Source organism: Mesorhizobium quangtriensis (assembly GCF_040081925.1).
GTDB classification, from domain to species: domain Bacteria; phylum Pseudomonadota; class Alphaproteobacteria; order Rhizobiales; family Rhizobiaceae; genus Mesorhizobium_K; species Mesorhizobium_K quangtriensis.
Window position 1 is genome coordinate 771,005 of the sequence record NZ_JBEBMF010000003.1, and the last position, 13,331, is coordinate 784,335.

Here is a 13,331-nt window from a genome sequence, read left to right on the forward strand (position 1 = left end):
TTCCCGGTCTAAAGGCTACAATTCCAGCGCCATGCCAATCGAGGCAGGCGCTGTGGGCTTGAAACCAAACTTTTCGTAGAGATGCTTTGCTGGACCGTCGGCTATCAGGCTTACATATGCCGTCTCCGGCGCCGTCGCGCGAAGATACTCCATCAGCGCCTGCATGATCTTCTTCCCGAGACCTTTTCCCTGATGGCGCGGGTGAACGGCGATATCCGTTATCTGATAGAAACAACCGCCGTCGCCAATGACTCGGCCCATGCCGACCGCTTCCCCGTCGCATACCAGCGTGACCGCATGGATCGTATTGGGCAGGCCGCGCTCCGCAGCTTCGACAGTCTTGCCGCTCAGGCCCGAGACGTTGCGTAGCCTTCTGTAAGTCTCGATCGTCGGAATGCCGACCACCAACGTATAGTCACTGACCTCAGGATTTACGTCTTCCAATGCGTCACACCACGTTTGATTGGCCGTATATGACGTCCGCCCGCTTCTCGAATGCGTCGGTGAACATGCGGAATGCGCGGTCGAACATGGCGCCCATCAGAGCGCCGAGCACGCGGCTCTTGAACTCGTAGTCGATGAAGAAATTCACTTTCGAACCGCCTTTCCCGTCCGGCTCGAAGCGCCAATCATTGTTCAGGTAGCGGAACGGCCCATCGATGTATTTGACGTCGATGGCGAGTTCGTCCGGCTTGAGGTGGACTTGGCTGGTAAAGGTCTCGCGGATCGCCTTGTAGCCGACAGTCATGTCGGCGACGAGCATCGTGCGCCCTTCCCGCTCGCGGCGGGAACGTACGGTCAGCGCTTCGCAAAGCGGTAGGAATTCCGGATACCGCTCCACATCGGCCACCAGCGCGAACATGTTTGCTGGAGAATGCGCGACGTACCGGGTGGTCTCGAATTGCGGCATATACGATTATGCCGACTTCGCGAATTGCGTCTCACGCGCGGCGCGCAGGCGGGCAAAGTCCTCGCCGGCATGATGCGAGGAGCGCGTCAGAGGGCTCGATGCGACGAGGAGAAAGCCCTTAGTGCGGCCGACGGTTTCGTAGGACTTGAACTCTTCCGGCGTGACGAAGCGCTTTACCGGATGGTGCTTCTTCGTCGGCGGGAGATACTGGCCGATGGTCATGAAATCGACGTTGGCCGAGCGCAAATCGTCCATGAGCTGCAGGATTTCGTTCCGCTCCTCGCCCAGCCCGACCATGATGCCGGACTTGGTGAAGATCGACGGATCGAGTTCCTTCACCCGCTGAAGCAGCCGGATCGAATGGAAATAGCGCGCGCCGGGCCGCACCGTCAGGTAGTTCGACGGCACGGTTTCGAGATTGTGGTTGAAGACATCCGGGCGCGCCGCGACGACGACTTCCAGTGCGCCATCCTTGCGGAGGAAATCCGGCGTCAGGATTTCGATGGTGGTGCCCGGAGCCTCGCGCCGGATGGCGTGGATCACCTCGGCGAAATGCTGCGCCCCGCCGTCGGCAAGGTCGTCGCGATCAACCGAGGTGATTACGACATGGGAGAGTCCCATCTGCTTCACGGCATGGCCTATGCGCGCCGGTTCGTCATGATCGAGCGCGGTCGGGATGCCCGTGGCGACGTTGCAGAAGGCACATGCGCGCGTGCAGATCTCGCCCATGATCATGAAGGTTGCGTGCTTCTTGTCCCAGCACTCACCGATGTTGGGACAGCCCGCCTCCTCGCAGACGGTTACCAGCTTGTGCGTCTTCACGATCTCGCGGGTGTCGGCGTAACCTTTGGAGGTCGGCGCCTTGACGCGGATCCAGTCGGGCTTTCTCAGCATTTCCTGGTCGGGCCGATGGGCCTTTTCCGGGTGCCGGACGCGTGGGGCGTTGGCGATGCGGTCGATAACGTTGACCATCACGAACCTTTTCAGATTGGGCGCGGACGCCTATCGACCGTATCTATGACGTTTGAACGTAAAGAAAAAGGCCGCTGCGACGCATGCCGCAACGACCTTGATGCATAGCTTGAACTTGATGCTAGCGTCTGAAAAGACGCGCGATCGCTATCAGGATGCAGGCTCCGATGAAGCCGGCCACCAAATAGGCTACCCAGCCGGTGCCGATCGACACGCCGATCGCGCCCAGTATCGCGTTGGCCACGACCGCGCCGACGATGCCGAGGATAATGTTCATGAGCACACCCATGTTGCTCTTCATGAACATCTCGGCCAGCCACCCGGCGACGCCTCCAACCAAGATGGCTGCGATCCAGCCCATTCCCGCTCCAGCTTCCATAGCCCTCATCCTTTATCTGCACAGACTGTCTGCGCCATTTGACGTGCTCACCGCACGATTGCGGAAAGCGGGGCCATAACGAAATAGTGAAGCAGGAGGTTCCAAGCATAGCGGTCGGTCGAAAAATTCTCCTCAGGCGTTCAGCACGCGCCCATACGCATCCAGCACGCTTTCCTTCATGGTTTCGGAGAGCGTCGGGTGCGGGAAGATGGTGTGGAACAGTTCTTCCTCGGTCGTCTCCAGATTCATGGCGATTACGAAACCCTGGATGAGTTCGGTCACCTCGGCGCCGGCCATGTGAGCGCCGAGAAGCTGGCCGGTCTCCTTGTCGAAGATCGTCTTGACGATGCCCTGGTCTTCGCCGAGCGCGATCGCCTTGCCGTTAGCGACGAAAGGAAAGCGCCCAACGCGGATGTCGTAACCTGCCTCCTTCGCCTTCGCTTCCGTCAGACCGACCGACGCAACCTGCGGGCTGCAATAGGTGCAGCCGGGGATTTTCAGCTTGTCGAGCGGATGGACGTTGGGCAGACCGGCGATCTTCTCCACGCAAATGACCGCCTCGTGCTCGGCCTTATGCGCCAGCATCGGCGGACCCGCGACGTCGCCGATGGCGTAGAAGCCCGGCACGTTCGTGCGGCAATAGCCGTCGATTGCGATGGTGCCGCGCTCGGTCTTGATGCCGACCGCCTCCAGTCCGATGTTCTCGACATTGCCCTGCACCCCGACGGCGGAGATCATGCGGTCGGCGGTGATCTTCTGAACCTTGCCATCCTTGGTCTCGATGTGGGCGGTGATTGCATCCTTGCCCTTCTCGACCTTGGCGACCTTGGCTTCCAGCAGGATTTTCATGCCCTGCTTCTCGAACTGCTTCTTGGCGAAGGTGGCAATCTCGGTATCCTCGACCGGCATCACCTGGCTCATGATCTCGACCACTGTCACATCGACGCCCATGGTACGGTAGAAAGAAGCGAACTCGATTCCGATCGCGCCGGACCCCATGACCAGCAGCGACTTCGGCAGGTCCTTCGGCACCATCGCCTCGAAATAGGTCCAGATCAGCTTGCCGTCCGGCTCGATTCCGGGCAATGCGCGTGGCCGCGCGCCGGTGGCGATGATGATGTGCTTGGCGGTGTATGTGCCCTCGCCCAGTGTGTTCTTGGGCACAGGCCCCACAGGCTCCATCGGCTTCTTTGTCGTCTTGGACACGACAATCTCGCCGCCGCCGTCCTTGTTGGCCTTGGTGATCTTCGCCTCGCCCCAGATCACGTCGACCTTGTTCTTCTTCATCAGGAAGCCGACGCCGTTGTTCATGCGCTGGGCGATGCCGCGCGAACGATCGACGATCGCTTTCACGTCGGGCGTCACCTTGCCTTCGATCGAAAAGCCGTAGTTTTTAGCATGCTCGGCATAGTGGAACACTTCCGCCGTGCGCAGCAGCGCCTTGGTCGGGATGCAGCCCCAGTTGGAACAGATGCCGGCAAGATGCTCGCGCTCCACCACCGCAGTCTTCAGCCCGAGCTGTGCAGCGCGGATCGCCGCGATATACCCGCCCGGCCCCGAACCGATGATGATGACGTCATAGGAATTGGCCATGGAAATCTCCTGTGGCTCAGAGTGCCAGCATCTTGCGCACGACCGGCGCCAGTCCGCGCCCTACAGCCCGCGTGTTTTCCGCGTCGAGATGGACGCCATCGAGCGGTGTCGTCTCTGCGACGCTACCTGCGTCGAAGAAACCGGTTCCCGTCATTTCCGCGAGTTCGGCATAATACCGCGCCAGTTCACGCGAGGCTTCCGGCCCGCCGGCGAAGAACTGGCTGAACTCCGCATCGTCCGTCTTGCTGACGGCAGGCGGAGACACAAGCAAAATGCCCGGAGCCTTCCACCCGAAGCCGTAGTCTGTCCCGCGAATAATCTCGACCAGCCGGAGCATGCCGTATTTGGCGACTGCAGGGCTGCCGTGGATCTGAGGCTTCATGTCGTTGGCGCCGAGCATGACGATGACCAGATCGAGCGGCGCGTGGGTGAGCAGCGCGGTTCCCAGCGTGCGCGCGCCATTTCGGTCCGCTGCGGTCAGGTGATCGTCGAAGGCCGTCGTGCGGCCGTTCAGCCCGTCGGCGATGATGCGCACCCCATTCCCGAGTTCCGCCTGTAGCACGCTCGGCCAGCGGTCCTCGTAAGCATGGCGCGACGGCCCGACGGCGTTATAGCCCCACGTCAAGGAATCGCCGTAGCAAAGTATGGTTTTCGTCATTTCCTCCCTCCGGTATTCACGGCGCCCGCGCGGCCAAACTGCATCGCAGGCTCTATTCTGGACTGTGGCTCGTGCCTGAAGATGAACCAGTGGACCAGCACCACCAGTTCGCACGTAACCAGAAGCACGAGCATGACCTGCACGCCGGGCCATGTGGCAGCAACCGTCCCCTGCGCCCCGAAATGCGCAGCCGCCATGCCGAAGGTCGTCAGGCAAAGCACGACAGTCAGGAACAACGCAAGGCGGCGCGTTGCCTGACGTCGAACCGGCTGGAAAGAGGCCAGGGCGAACAGCGTCACAGAGATTAGAGCGACCAGAACAACGGCAAAAAAGACCACGACAAAGAAGTTGCCATTGCCCACGAAGATCGAAAGCACGGTTCCGACACCCGCCGAGAGCACGACCGAGACTGCCAGCGCGAAGACGATCGTTCCGACCAGCTTCACGGCCTTCGCCTTACACCAGCATGCCGATGGGGTTTTCAATGTGCCGCTTGAAGGCCACCAGAAGCTCTGCCCCGAGCGCTCCGTCGACAGCCCTGTGGTCGGTCGAGAGCGTCACCGACATGATAGTGGCGGCGACGATCTGGCCCTTCTTCACGACGGCCCGTGCCTCGCCTGCGCCGACCGCGAGGATCGTCGCGTGCGGCGGGTTGATGACGGCGGCAAAGTCCTTGATGCCGAACATGCCGAGGTTGGAGACGGCCGTCGTACCGCCCTGATATTCCTCTGGCTTGAGCTTCTTGGTGCGAGCGCGGCCGGCAAGGTCCTTCATCTCGTTGGCGATCACCGACAGCGACTTGGTGTCGGCATGACGGATGATTGGCGTGATGAGGCCGCCCGGAATGGAGACGGCGACGCCAACGTCCACCTGCTTGTGCTGAACCATCGCGGTGTCAGTCCACGAGACGTTGGCGGTCGGCACGTCGCGCAAAGCGAGCGCCATTGCCTTGATGACCATATCGTTGACCGAAACCTTGTAGGTGGGTTCCTCGCCCTTCTCTGTTTTCTTCACCGGCGCAGCGGCATTGATCTGCGTGCGCAGCGCCAGCAGCGCGTCGAGTTCGCAATCGAGCGTCAGGTAGAAATGCGGGATGGTAGACTTCGCTTCGACCAGCCGGCGCGCGATGGTCTTGCGCATGTTGTCATGCGGGATGAGCTCGTATGAGCCTTCCTCGAAGAGCTTGAGGACTGCCTCGTCCGACATCGGCTTGACGGCAGGTGAGGCACCGCCCGCTTTCGCCTGCGGCGCGGCCTTCGCGCCTCCGTTTGAGATTGCGGCTTCCACATCGGCGCGGACAACGCGGCCATGAGGTCCGCTGCCTGTCACAGCGCCGATATCGAGGCCGGCATCCTTGGCGACACGGCGCGCCAGCGGCGATGCGAAAACACGCTCGCCGGACGCATGGCCATTGGCGATTGCAACAGGTGCCTTGTCTGCTTTCGGCTGTTCGGCCTTTGGAGCCTCGGCTTTGGGCGCTTCGGCCTTCACCTCCTGCTGCGGTGCTTCGGCAGCCTTTGGAGCCTCTGCCTTCTTCTCGGCGCCGCCTGAAGACTTGGCTGCAGCGCCTGCATCCTCACCCTCGCCCGCGAGCACCGCGATCAGCGCGTTGACCTTCACCCCTTCGGTACCCGCCGGCACTACGATCTTGGCGACCGTGCCTTCGTCCACCGCCTCGACTTCCATCGTCGCCTTGTCGGTTTCGATCTCGGCGATCACGTCTCCGGGCGAGACCTTGTCACCCTCCTTGACCAGCCACTTGGCGAGATTGCCCTCCTCCATCGTGGGAGAGAGGGCCGGCATAGTGATGTTGATCGGCATGGCTTCCTCCCTCGCCGCTCAGCGATACGTGACGGCTTTTACCGCCTCGACGACCTCGGCGACGCTCGGCAGGGCCAGCTTCTCCAGGTTCGCGGCGTACGGCATGGGCACATCCTTGCCGGCGATCGTGATCACCGGGGCATCGAGATAGTCGAAGGCCTGTCGCGACACCTGGTTGGCGATGAAGTCGCCGACGGAAGACTGCGGAAACCCTTCCTCAATCACCACGAGCCGATTGGTCTTGCGAACCGATGCGATCACACTGTCCAAATCCATTGGCCGGATTGTCCTGAGATCGATCACTTCGGCATTGATGCCAAGGCCCGCGAGTTCGGTCTCAGCCTTCACCGCATAGGTCATGCCGATGCCCCATGAGACCAGCGTCACGTCCGTGCCGGCCTTGTGCAAGCGCGCCTTGCCGATCGGCAGCACGAAATCATCCAGCTTGGGCACGTCGAAGTGGTGACCGTAGAGGATTTCGTTTTCGAGGAAGATGACCGGGTTCGGATCGCGGATCGCGGCCTTAAGCAGGCCCTTTGCGTCGGCCGCCGTATAGGGCTGCACGACCTTGAGGCCGGGAATGTGACCGTACCATGCGCCATAGTCTTGGCTGTGCTGGGCGGCAACACGCGCTGCCGCTCCGTTGGGGCCACGGAACACGATCGGCGCGCCCATCTGGCCGCCGGACATGTAGAGCGTCTTGGCCGCCGAGTTGACGATCTGGTCGATCGCCTGCATGGCGAAGTTGAAGGTCATGAACTCGACGATCGGCTTCAGGCCCGCCATGGCGGCGCCGACGCCGACGCCGGCAAAACCGTGCTCGGTGATCGGCGTATCGACAACGCGGCGCGGGCCGAACTCCTGAAGCAGGCCCTGCGTGATCTTGTAGGCGCCCTGATACTCGGCGACCTCCTCGCCCATGACGAAGACATCCTCGTCGCGGCGCATTTCCTCGGCCATTGCGTCGCGCAAGGCCTCGCGAACGGTAGTCGACACCATCTCGGTGCCGGCCGGGATGTCCGGGTCGGCGGCGGCTTCTGTCTTCGGCGCAGCCGGAACCTTGGCTGCTTCGTTATCAACCGCCGGTTCGTCGGCTGCAGCACGCGCCTTGCCGCCGGCATCATCTGCCGGGGCTTCCTGCTTCGGAGGCTCCGCGGCCTTTGCCGGCGTAGCGTCGCCAGCCTTGGACGCGTCCTCGCCATCGACAGCCAGTATGGCGATCGGCGTATTCACCTTCACGCCTTCGGTCCCTTCCGGCACGACGATCTTGGCCAGCGTGCCTTCATCGACAGCCTCGACCTCCATGGTCGCCTTGTCGGTCTCGATCTCGGCGATCACGTCACCGGCGGTGATCTTGTCCCCGACCTTTTTCAGCCATTTGGAGACGTTGCCCTCCTCCATCGTCGGGGAAAGCGCAGGCATAAGGATTTCGATCGGCATAACGGTATCTCCCAGCTCTAGCGCGCTACAGTAGCAGCAGCAATAAGCCAACAGCCCAGAGGGCGACTAAAGGAATAAGGACCAAGGCGACGAATATCGAGCGAGCGAGCTTCATACGCTGTAGATGTGTCAGGGCAGATTCATTCAGATGTTCAGGGATACGACCGAATCTAAAAAGGCTGATTTCGCGGGAGATCGCCACTCGCTTATCAAGCGGAGTCAACCCCACCATCCTGACAGCGCTGTAGGCGGCAACGAGCCAGACACATAAGGCACCAACCATCCAAAAGGCCACGATCGTATTCACCGCACCCCTCTCTACGCGCTGATATAAATGTCCGTATAGAGCTCGGATGCATCCGGCTCGGGATCGGTCTGCGCGAATTCAGCGGCGTCCGCGACGATGTCGCGAACTTCCTTGTCGATTGCCTTGAGGTCGTCCTCGCTCGCCCACTTCTTGGCGGTCAGGCGCGCCTTAACCTGCTCGATCGGGTCATGCTCGGAGCGCATTTTCTGCACTTCGTCCTTCGAGCGGTATTTCGCCGGATCAGACATGGAGTGGCCGCGATAGCGGTAGGTCTGCATCTCCAGGATGATCGGCCCCTTGCCGGAGCGGCACCACTCCACGGCGAGGTCGGCAGCCGACTTCACGGCGCGCACATCCATGCCGTCGACCTGGATGCCCGGGATGCGGAACGAAACGCCGCGCTGCGAGAAATCGGTCTCGGCGGAAGAGCGCGTTACGGAGGTGCCCATCGCATAGCGGTTGTTCTCGATGACGTAGATCACCGGAAGCTTCCACAGCGAGGCCATGTTGAAGCTTTCGTAGACCTGGCCCTGGTTGGCCGCGCCGTCGCCGAAATAGGTCAGCGAGACGTTCTTGTTGCCGCGATAGCGGTTGGCGAAAGCCAGACCGGTGCCGAGCGACACCTGCGCACCGACAATGCCGTGGCCGCCGTAGAAGTTCTTCTCCTTGGAGAACATGTGCATGGAGCCGCCCTTGCCGCGGGAGTATCCTCCCCGACGGCCGGTCAACTCGGCCATGACACCGCGCGGCGACATATCCATCGCGAGCATGTGCCCGTGGTCACGATAGGCGGTAATCATCTGGTCGCCTTCGATCAGCGCCATCTTCATGCCGGTGACGACGGCTTCCTGACCGATGTAGAGATGGCAGAAACCGCCGATGAAGCCCATGCCGTAAAGCTGGCCGGCCTTCTCTTCGAAGCGGCGGATCAGAAGCATGCCGCGATAGGCATCGAGCTCCTGTTCCCTAGTGAAATTGGCTGGCTTAGGCGCCGAGGGCGCTGCAAGAGACTTGGCTTGGCTTTTCACGTCCGCTTTGGATTTGGTTGCGGACGCCTTCCTGGCGGCTACGGCCATTCATCACTCCCTGTGTCTTGTCTCTTCGCGGACAGTCCGAGGATACATTGCCCTCGATTGGTACGGACGCTAGCACGCCTGCCGCCCTTGAGCCATGCGGAAAAATGCATGGCAGGCATGCGACGTAACCGATTAAAATCGTTGAAAAACTCTTGAAATAACCAGAATCAAGTTAATTCTTGGGAAGCGAGCTGCGCATGATGACAATCTCGTCCGCTTGCGTGAAGTTCAGGGCCCTGCGCGCCTGCTCGTCGAGCATGTCCTTTTCAAGCGTGCCGTCGTGCAGCAATTGAACACGGCGCTCCATTTCCATGCGCTGAGCGCGTACGGCATCGAGCTTCGACTGCAGTTCGACGCCCTGCGCCTCATAGCGATATTTGGAATAGATGCCGTACTCACCGTGGTAGGCATGGAAGCCGAAGTAGGCAAGGAACAGCGCCGAGATGGCCGGCACGATGAGCCGTCCGGTCTTTCTCTGCTTATGCTGACGCGTCCACATTGGGCGGCTCCCATCTCACCCGCCTATCTCGCCCGATTGTGCTTAACAGGCGGTTAGCGGGAGCCGCGAAGACCGCTACGCCTTCAGGATCGACTTGCCGGCGTACAGCGCCTGCCTGCCAAGCTCTTCTTCAATTCGGATAAGCTGGTTGTACTTCGCCATGCGATCGGAGCGTGACAGCGAGCCGGTCTTGATCTGTCCGCAGTTCGTGGCGACAGCGAGGTCGGCGATGGTCGAATCCTCCGTCTCGCCGGAGCGGTGCGACATGACCGCCGTGTAGGCGGCCTTGTGAGCGGTGCCGACCGCGTCGAGAGTCTCGGTCAGGGAACCGATCTGGTTGACCTTGACGAGGATCGAGTTGGCAACGCCCATCCTGATGCCATCAGTCAGCCGGGCCGTGTTGGTGACGAACAGGTCGTCGCCTACAAGCTGCGTCTTGGAGCCGATCAGGTCGGTCAGGTACTTCCAGCCTTCCCAGTCGTCCTCGGCCATGCCGTCCTCGATCGAGATGATCGGGTAATCGACGGCAAGCTTGGCGAGATATTTCGCCTGCGCCTTAGGATCGCGGGTCTTCTTCTCGCCTTCATAGACGTAGGCGCCGTCCTTGAAGAATTCTGTCGCGGCGCAATCGAGCGCGATGGCGACCTCCTCGCCCGGCTTGTAGCCGGCCTTCTCGATCGATGCCATGACGAAGTCCAGCGCCACAGGCGCGCTCTTCAGGTTCGGCGCGAAACCGCCTTCGTCGCCGACATTGGTGTTATGGCCTGCTTCCTTTAGGCCCTTCTTCAGTGTGTGGAAGATTTCCGCACCCCAGCGCAAACCTTCACGGAACGAGTCCGCGCCGACCGGCATGATCATGAATTCCTGGAAGTCGATCGGATTGTCGGCATGCGCGCCACCATTGATGATGTTCATCATCGGCACCGGCAGGACATGTGCGCCCGCACCGCCGACATAGCGGTAGAGCGGCAGGCCGGAGGCTTCCGCAGCAGCCTTGGCGACGGCAAGCGACACGCCGAGGATGGCGTTTGCGCCAAGTCGCGACTTGTTGGGCGTGCCGTCCAGTTCGATCATCGTGCGGTCGATCTGGATCTGGTTCTCTGCCTCCATGCCTCCGATGGCCTCGAAGAGTTCACCATTCACGGCCTCGACGGCGCGCTCCACTCCCTTGCCGAGATAGCGCGACCCGCCATCCCGCAGTTCGACCGCTTCATGCGCGCCGGTCGAAGCGCCCGATGGAACCGCTGCTCGGCCCATCGAACCGTCTTCGAGAACCACATCGACCTCGACGGTCGGGTTGCCACGGCTGTCCAGAATCTCTCTGCCTACGATGTCAATAATGGCGGTCATGTGCGGAAATCCTCGGGAAATATGGGTTGAAGCCGCGCCCCTCTTAGTGGAAGCCCGGCAAAATTCAATCCGAACCGCTCATTTATCCGCCTAATGCGACCGATTCACGAAATGCGACTGCTTGTCGTCATTTGTCATCGATATGGTGCAGTCCAGTGACTGAAATTGAACTAACGTGTACGTCGCGCGGGGCGAAACGGAGGGGGTTTCGCCATGTCCGAGTTTTCCGGTATCTTGAATTTATTGCTTATCGTCACAGCGTTCATGACGTCGTGCAGCCCTGAGACCATGCAGTCCGAGCAACCGTCTGTCGCGCCGTTGTTCTCGCAACAATAGTGTCTTGACGCAAAGGCCCTGCCGGCTTGCGCCGGCAGGGCCTTTTTCGCTGGATGATGCAGCCGAGGCCGCTCCGAGCGAAAATCTCACCAGTACGGATCGACCTTGTAGTAGTCGTAGGATGCGTCGCGCGCGACGGTGCCGTCCCCCTTCGTCAGATCGTTGATCGAATAGGACGGTGCGGCCTCAAGCTGTTCCTTCGTGAAGGGCACGACATAGCCGCCTTTGTCCTCATCGTAGTCGAGAGAGGACCACGGAATGGCGTGGTATTTTTCGCCAATGCCGAGGAAGCCGCCAAAGCCTATCACGGCGAACATGATGCCGTTCGACATCTTCTCAAGCATGACGTCTTCAATCGAGCCAATGCGGTCGCCAGCCGTGTTGTAGACGGCGGTGCCGATGACGCGCGAGGCGGTGATCGCGTTGGTATGGCCGCCGGGTGTCTGCATGTTCATTGGGACATCTCCTCGTCGTGGGAAGTACGAGGAAAATGGTTGTGGACAGCGAAGGTTCCGGCTGCCTCAAGAAATCGCCTATGCCGCCTTGGCGATACGATCTAGCGCGATCAGCTTTTCAAGCAGGGCAGGCAGACCCTTCAACGGCACCATATTGGGGCCGTCGGAAGGCGCGTTGTCCGGGTCCTCATGGGTCTCGATAAAGACCCCAGCAACGCCGACGGCCACCGCCGCGCGGGCCAGCGTCGGCACGAAGCGTCGATCGCCACCAGAGGTCGTGCCCTGCCCGCCCGGCTGCTGCACGGAGTGCGTCGCGTCGAAGATCACAGGCGCGCCGATCTCTCCCATGATCGGCAGGGCCCGCATGTCGGAGACAAGCGTGTTGTAGCCGAAGGAAGCGCCGCGCTCGGTCACCAGCACGTTCGGGTTGCCGGAGCCGGTCACCTTGGCGACCACATTCTTCATGTCCCACGGAGCTAGGAACTGCCCCTTCTTGACGTTGACCACCTTGCCGGTCTTCGCGGCTGCGACGAGCAGGTCGGTCTGCCGCGACAAGAACGCCGGTATCTGCAGCACGTCGACGACGTCAGCCACGATCGCGCACTGTTCCTCGGTATGTACATCGGTAAGGATAGTAACGCCGAGTTCCTTGCGCAGGTCGGCGAATACCGGCAAGGCGGCATCGAGCCCCGCTCCGCGGGACGTACCCAGCGACGAGCGGTTCGCCTTGTCGTAGCTCGTCTTGTAGACAAAGCCGATTCCCAGCTTCGACGTGAGTTCCTTGAGCTTGCCGGCCATGTCGAAGGCATGGCCGCGCGATTCGAGCTGGCACGGGCCCGCAATCAGGGCCAGCGGCGCGGCGTTGGAAAACGACGCCTCGCCAATTGTAACGGTCTTGTTGGGGGTCATGCCAAAGCCTCGCGAAACGGTGTCGCCGGCCATGTGCATCAATTCAGCCCGGGCTTCAAGCGGCTGCCGCGCAAGGCTTCGCCATCGGGAGAACGCGCGATTGTTTGAACTGTATGGTCGGTGGCAGGGGCAACAGGGCTCGAACCTGTGACCTGCGGTTTTGGAGACCGCCGCTCTACCAACTGAGCTATACCCCTAGGCGCGGACGCGTACATTTCACAAAGCCTTGGCGGTTTCAAGGCCTCTTCCGCCGTTTGGTCGGCAGCGCAAACAAAAAGGGCGGCCGAAGCCGCCCTTTCCTATCGATGTTTTTCTACTACTCGATGATGGAAGCGACGATGCCGGCGCCGCGTGCAAATCGCGCTTGCGCGCCATCTGCACCACTTACGTTGCCGTCGGCGGCTTTCGGCATGTCGCCATCATCGATCACTCGATGATGGAAGCGACGATGCCGGCGCCGACGGTGCGGCCGCCTTCGCGGATGGCGAAGCGCAGGCGCTCTTCCATCGCGATCGGCACGATCAGCTGCACGTCGACCGTCACGTTGTCGCCGGGCATCACCATCTCGGTGCCGGCTGGCAGCGTCACGATGCCCGTCACGTCCGTCGTGCGGAAGTAGAACTGCG

At 61.2% G+C, this 13,331-nt stretch carries 16 protein-coding genes and 1 tRNA gene; all 17 read right to left on the reverse strand.

From position 1 onward, the window contains the following. Positions 1-15: 15 nt before the first annotated feature. Positions 16-444, reverse strand: coding sequence for a GNAT family N-acetyltransferase (locus ABMA32_RS19510; RefSeq protein ID WP_349015442.1), 429 nt, complete (start codon positions 442-444; stop codon positions 16-18). 4 nt (positions 445-448) lie between these two features. After that, a complete protein-coding gene (locus ABMA32_RS19515; protein ID WP_349015443.1) occupies positions 449-910 on the reverse strand; it encodes a type II toxin-antitoxin system RatA family toxin in 462 nt (153 codons plus the stop codon). A gap of 6 nt (positions 911-916) precedes the next feature. Continuing rightward, positions 917-1,897, reverse strand: coding sequence for a lipoyl synthase (gene lipA / locus ABMA32_RS19520; protein ID WP_349015491.1), 981 nt, complete (start codon positions 1,895-1,897; stop codon positions 917-919). A 106-nt stretch (positions 1,898-2,003) separates the two neighbouring features. Next, positions 2,004-2,261 (reverse strand): GlsB/YeaQ/YmgE family stress response membrane protein, encoded by a 258-nt coding sequence (locus tag ABMA32_RS19525; RefSeq protein ID WP_349015444.1) that lies wholly within the window; start codon positions 2,259-2,261, stop codon positions 2,004-2,006. Positions 2,262-2,393: 132 nt separating this feature from the next. Beyond that, positions 2,394-3,854 carry a dihydrolipoyl dehydrogenase gene (lpdA, locus tag ABMA32_RS19530; RefSeq protein WP_349015445.1) on the reverse strand — a complete coding sequence of 487 codons (1,461 nt, stop codon included), beginning with the start codon at positions 3,852-3,854 and terminating at the stop codon, positions 2,394-2,396. A 16-nt stretch (positions 3,855-3,870) separates the two neighbouring features. Beyond that, positions 3,871-4,512, reverse strand: coding sequence for an SGNH/GDSL hydrolase family protein (locus ABMA32_RS19535; RefSeq protein ID WP_349015446.1), 642 nt, complete (start codon positions 4,510-4,512; stop codon positions 3,871-3,873). Continuing rightward, positions 4,509-4,958 (reverse strand): hypothetical protein, encoded by a 450-nt coding sequence (locus tag ABMA32_RS19540; protein WP_349015447.1) that lies wholly within the window; start codon positions 4,956-4,958, stop codon positions 4,509-4,511. The genes ABMA32_RS19535 and ABMA32_RS19540 overlap by 4 nt, the downstream gene beginning before the upstream one ends. 10 nt (positions 4,959-4,968) lie before the next feature. Continuing rightward, positions 4,969-6,333 carry a pyruvate dehydrogenase complex dihydrolipoamide acetyltransferase gene (locus ABMA32_RS19545; RefSeq protein ID WP_349015448.1) on the reverse strand — a complete coding sequence of 455 codons (1,365 nt, stop codon included), beginning with the start codon at positions 6,331-6,333 and terminating at the stop codon, positions 4,969-4,971. Between the two features lie 18 nt (positions 6,334-6,351). Next, complete coding sequence (locus tag ABMA32_RS19550) at positions 6,352-7,773, reverse strand: pyruvate dehydrogenase complex E1 component subunit beta (protein ID WP_349015449.1); 1,422 nt, start codon at positions 7,771-7,773, stop codon at positions 6,352-6,354. A gap of 25 nt (positions 7,774-7,798) precedes the next feature. Beyond that, positions 7,799-8,080 carry a hypothetical protein gene (locus tag ABMA32_RS19555; protein ID WP_349015450.1) on the reverse strand — a complete coding sequence of 94 codons (282 nt, stop codon included), beginning with the start codon at positions 8,078-8,080 and terminating at the stop codon, positions 7,799-7,801. An 11-nt stretch (positions 8,081-8,091) separates the two neighbouring features. Further along, on the reverse strand, positions 8,092-9,156 hold the full coding sequence (gene pdhA, locus ABMA32_RS19560; RefSeq protein ID WP_349015451.1) for a pyruvate dehydrogenase (acetyl-transferring) E1 component subunit alpha: 1,065 nt from the start codon (positions 9,154-9,156) through the stop codon (positions 8,092-8,094). A gap of 172 nt (positions 9,157-9,328) precedes the next feature. Next, entirely contained in the window at positions 9,329-9,655 is a 327-nt protein-coding gene (locus tag ABMA32_RS19565; protein ID WP_349015452.1) for an FtsB family cell division protein, read from the reverse strand. A gap of 75 nt (positions 9,656-9,730) precedes the next feature. Next, complete coding sequence (gene eno, locus ABMA32_RS19570) at positions 9,731-11,005, reverse strand: phosphopyruvate hydratase (RefSeq protein ID WP_349015453.1); 1,275 nt, start codon at positions 11,003-11,005, stop codon at positions 9,731-9,733. 422 nt (positions 11,006-11,427) lie between these two features. Then, a complete protein-coding gene (locus ABMA32_RS19575; RefSeq protein WP_349015492.1) occupies positions 11,428-11,790 on the reverse strand; it encodes a PRC-barrel domain-containing protein in 363 nt (120 codons plus the stop codon). Between the two features lie 84 nt (positions 11,791-11,874). Further along, entirely contained in the window at positions 11,875-12,705 is an 831-nt protein-coding gene (kdsA, locus tag ABMA32_RS19580) for a 3-deoxy-8-phosphooctulonate synthase (RefSeq protein ID WP_349015454.1), read from the reverse strand. A gap of 121 nt (positions 12,706-12,826) precedes the next feature. Beyond that, positions 12,827-12,902: transfer RNA gene (locus tag ABMA32_RS19585), tRNA-Trp, on the reverse strand. Between the two features lie 229 nt (positions 12,903-13,131). Continuing rightward, positions 13,132-13,331: EF-Tu C-terminal domain-related protein (locus tag ABMA32_RS19590; RefSeq protein ID WP_484534581.1), on the reverse strand; the 200-nt coding region annotated here is incomplete at its 5' end.

Coding starts and splice junctions, on each gene's coding strand:
- ABMA32_RS19515 (WP_349015443.1), bottom strand. CDS start 910: ATGCCGCAATTCGAGACCACCCGGTACGTCGCGCATTCTCCAGCAAAC.
- ABMA32_RS19525 (WP_349015444.1), bottom strand. CDS start 2,261: ATGGAAGCTGGAGCGGGAATGGGCTGGATCGCAGCCATCTTGGTTGGA.
- lpdA (WP_349015445.1), bottom strand. CDS start 3,854: ATGGCCAATTCCTATGACGTCATCATCATCGGTTCGGGGCCGGGCGGG.
- ABMA32_RS19535 (WP_349015446.1), bottom strand. CDS start 4,512: ATGACGAAAACCATACTTTGCTACGGCGATTCCTTGACGTGGGGCTAT.
- ABMA32_RS19545 (WP_349015448.1), bottom strand. CDS start 6,333: ATGCCGATCAACATCACTATGCCGGCCCTCTCTCCCACGATGGAGGAG.
- ABMA32_RS19550 (WP_349015449.1), bottom strand. CDS start 7,773: ATGCCGATCGAAATCCTTATGCCTGCGCTTTCCCCGACGATGGAGGAG.
- pdhA (WP_349015451.1), bottom strand. CDS start 9,156: ATGGCCGTAGCCGCCAGGAAGGCGTCCGCAACCAAATCCAAAGCGGAC.
- ABMA32_RS19565 (WP_349015452.1), bottom strand. CDS start 9,655: ATGTGGACGCGTCAGCATAAGCAGAGAAAGACCGGACGGCTCATCGTG.
- eno (WP_349015453.1), bottom strand. CDS start 11,005: ATGACCGCCATTATTGACATCGTAGGCAGAGAGATTCTGGACAGCCGT.
- ABMA32_RS19575 (WP_349015492.1), bottom strand. CDS start 11,790: ATGCAGACACCCGGCGGCCATACCAACGCGATCACCGCCTCGCGCGTC.
- kdsA (WP_349015454.1), bottom strand. CDS start 12,705: ATGACCCCCAACAAGACCGTTACAATTGGCGAGGCGTCGTTTTCCAAC.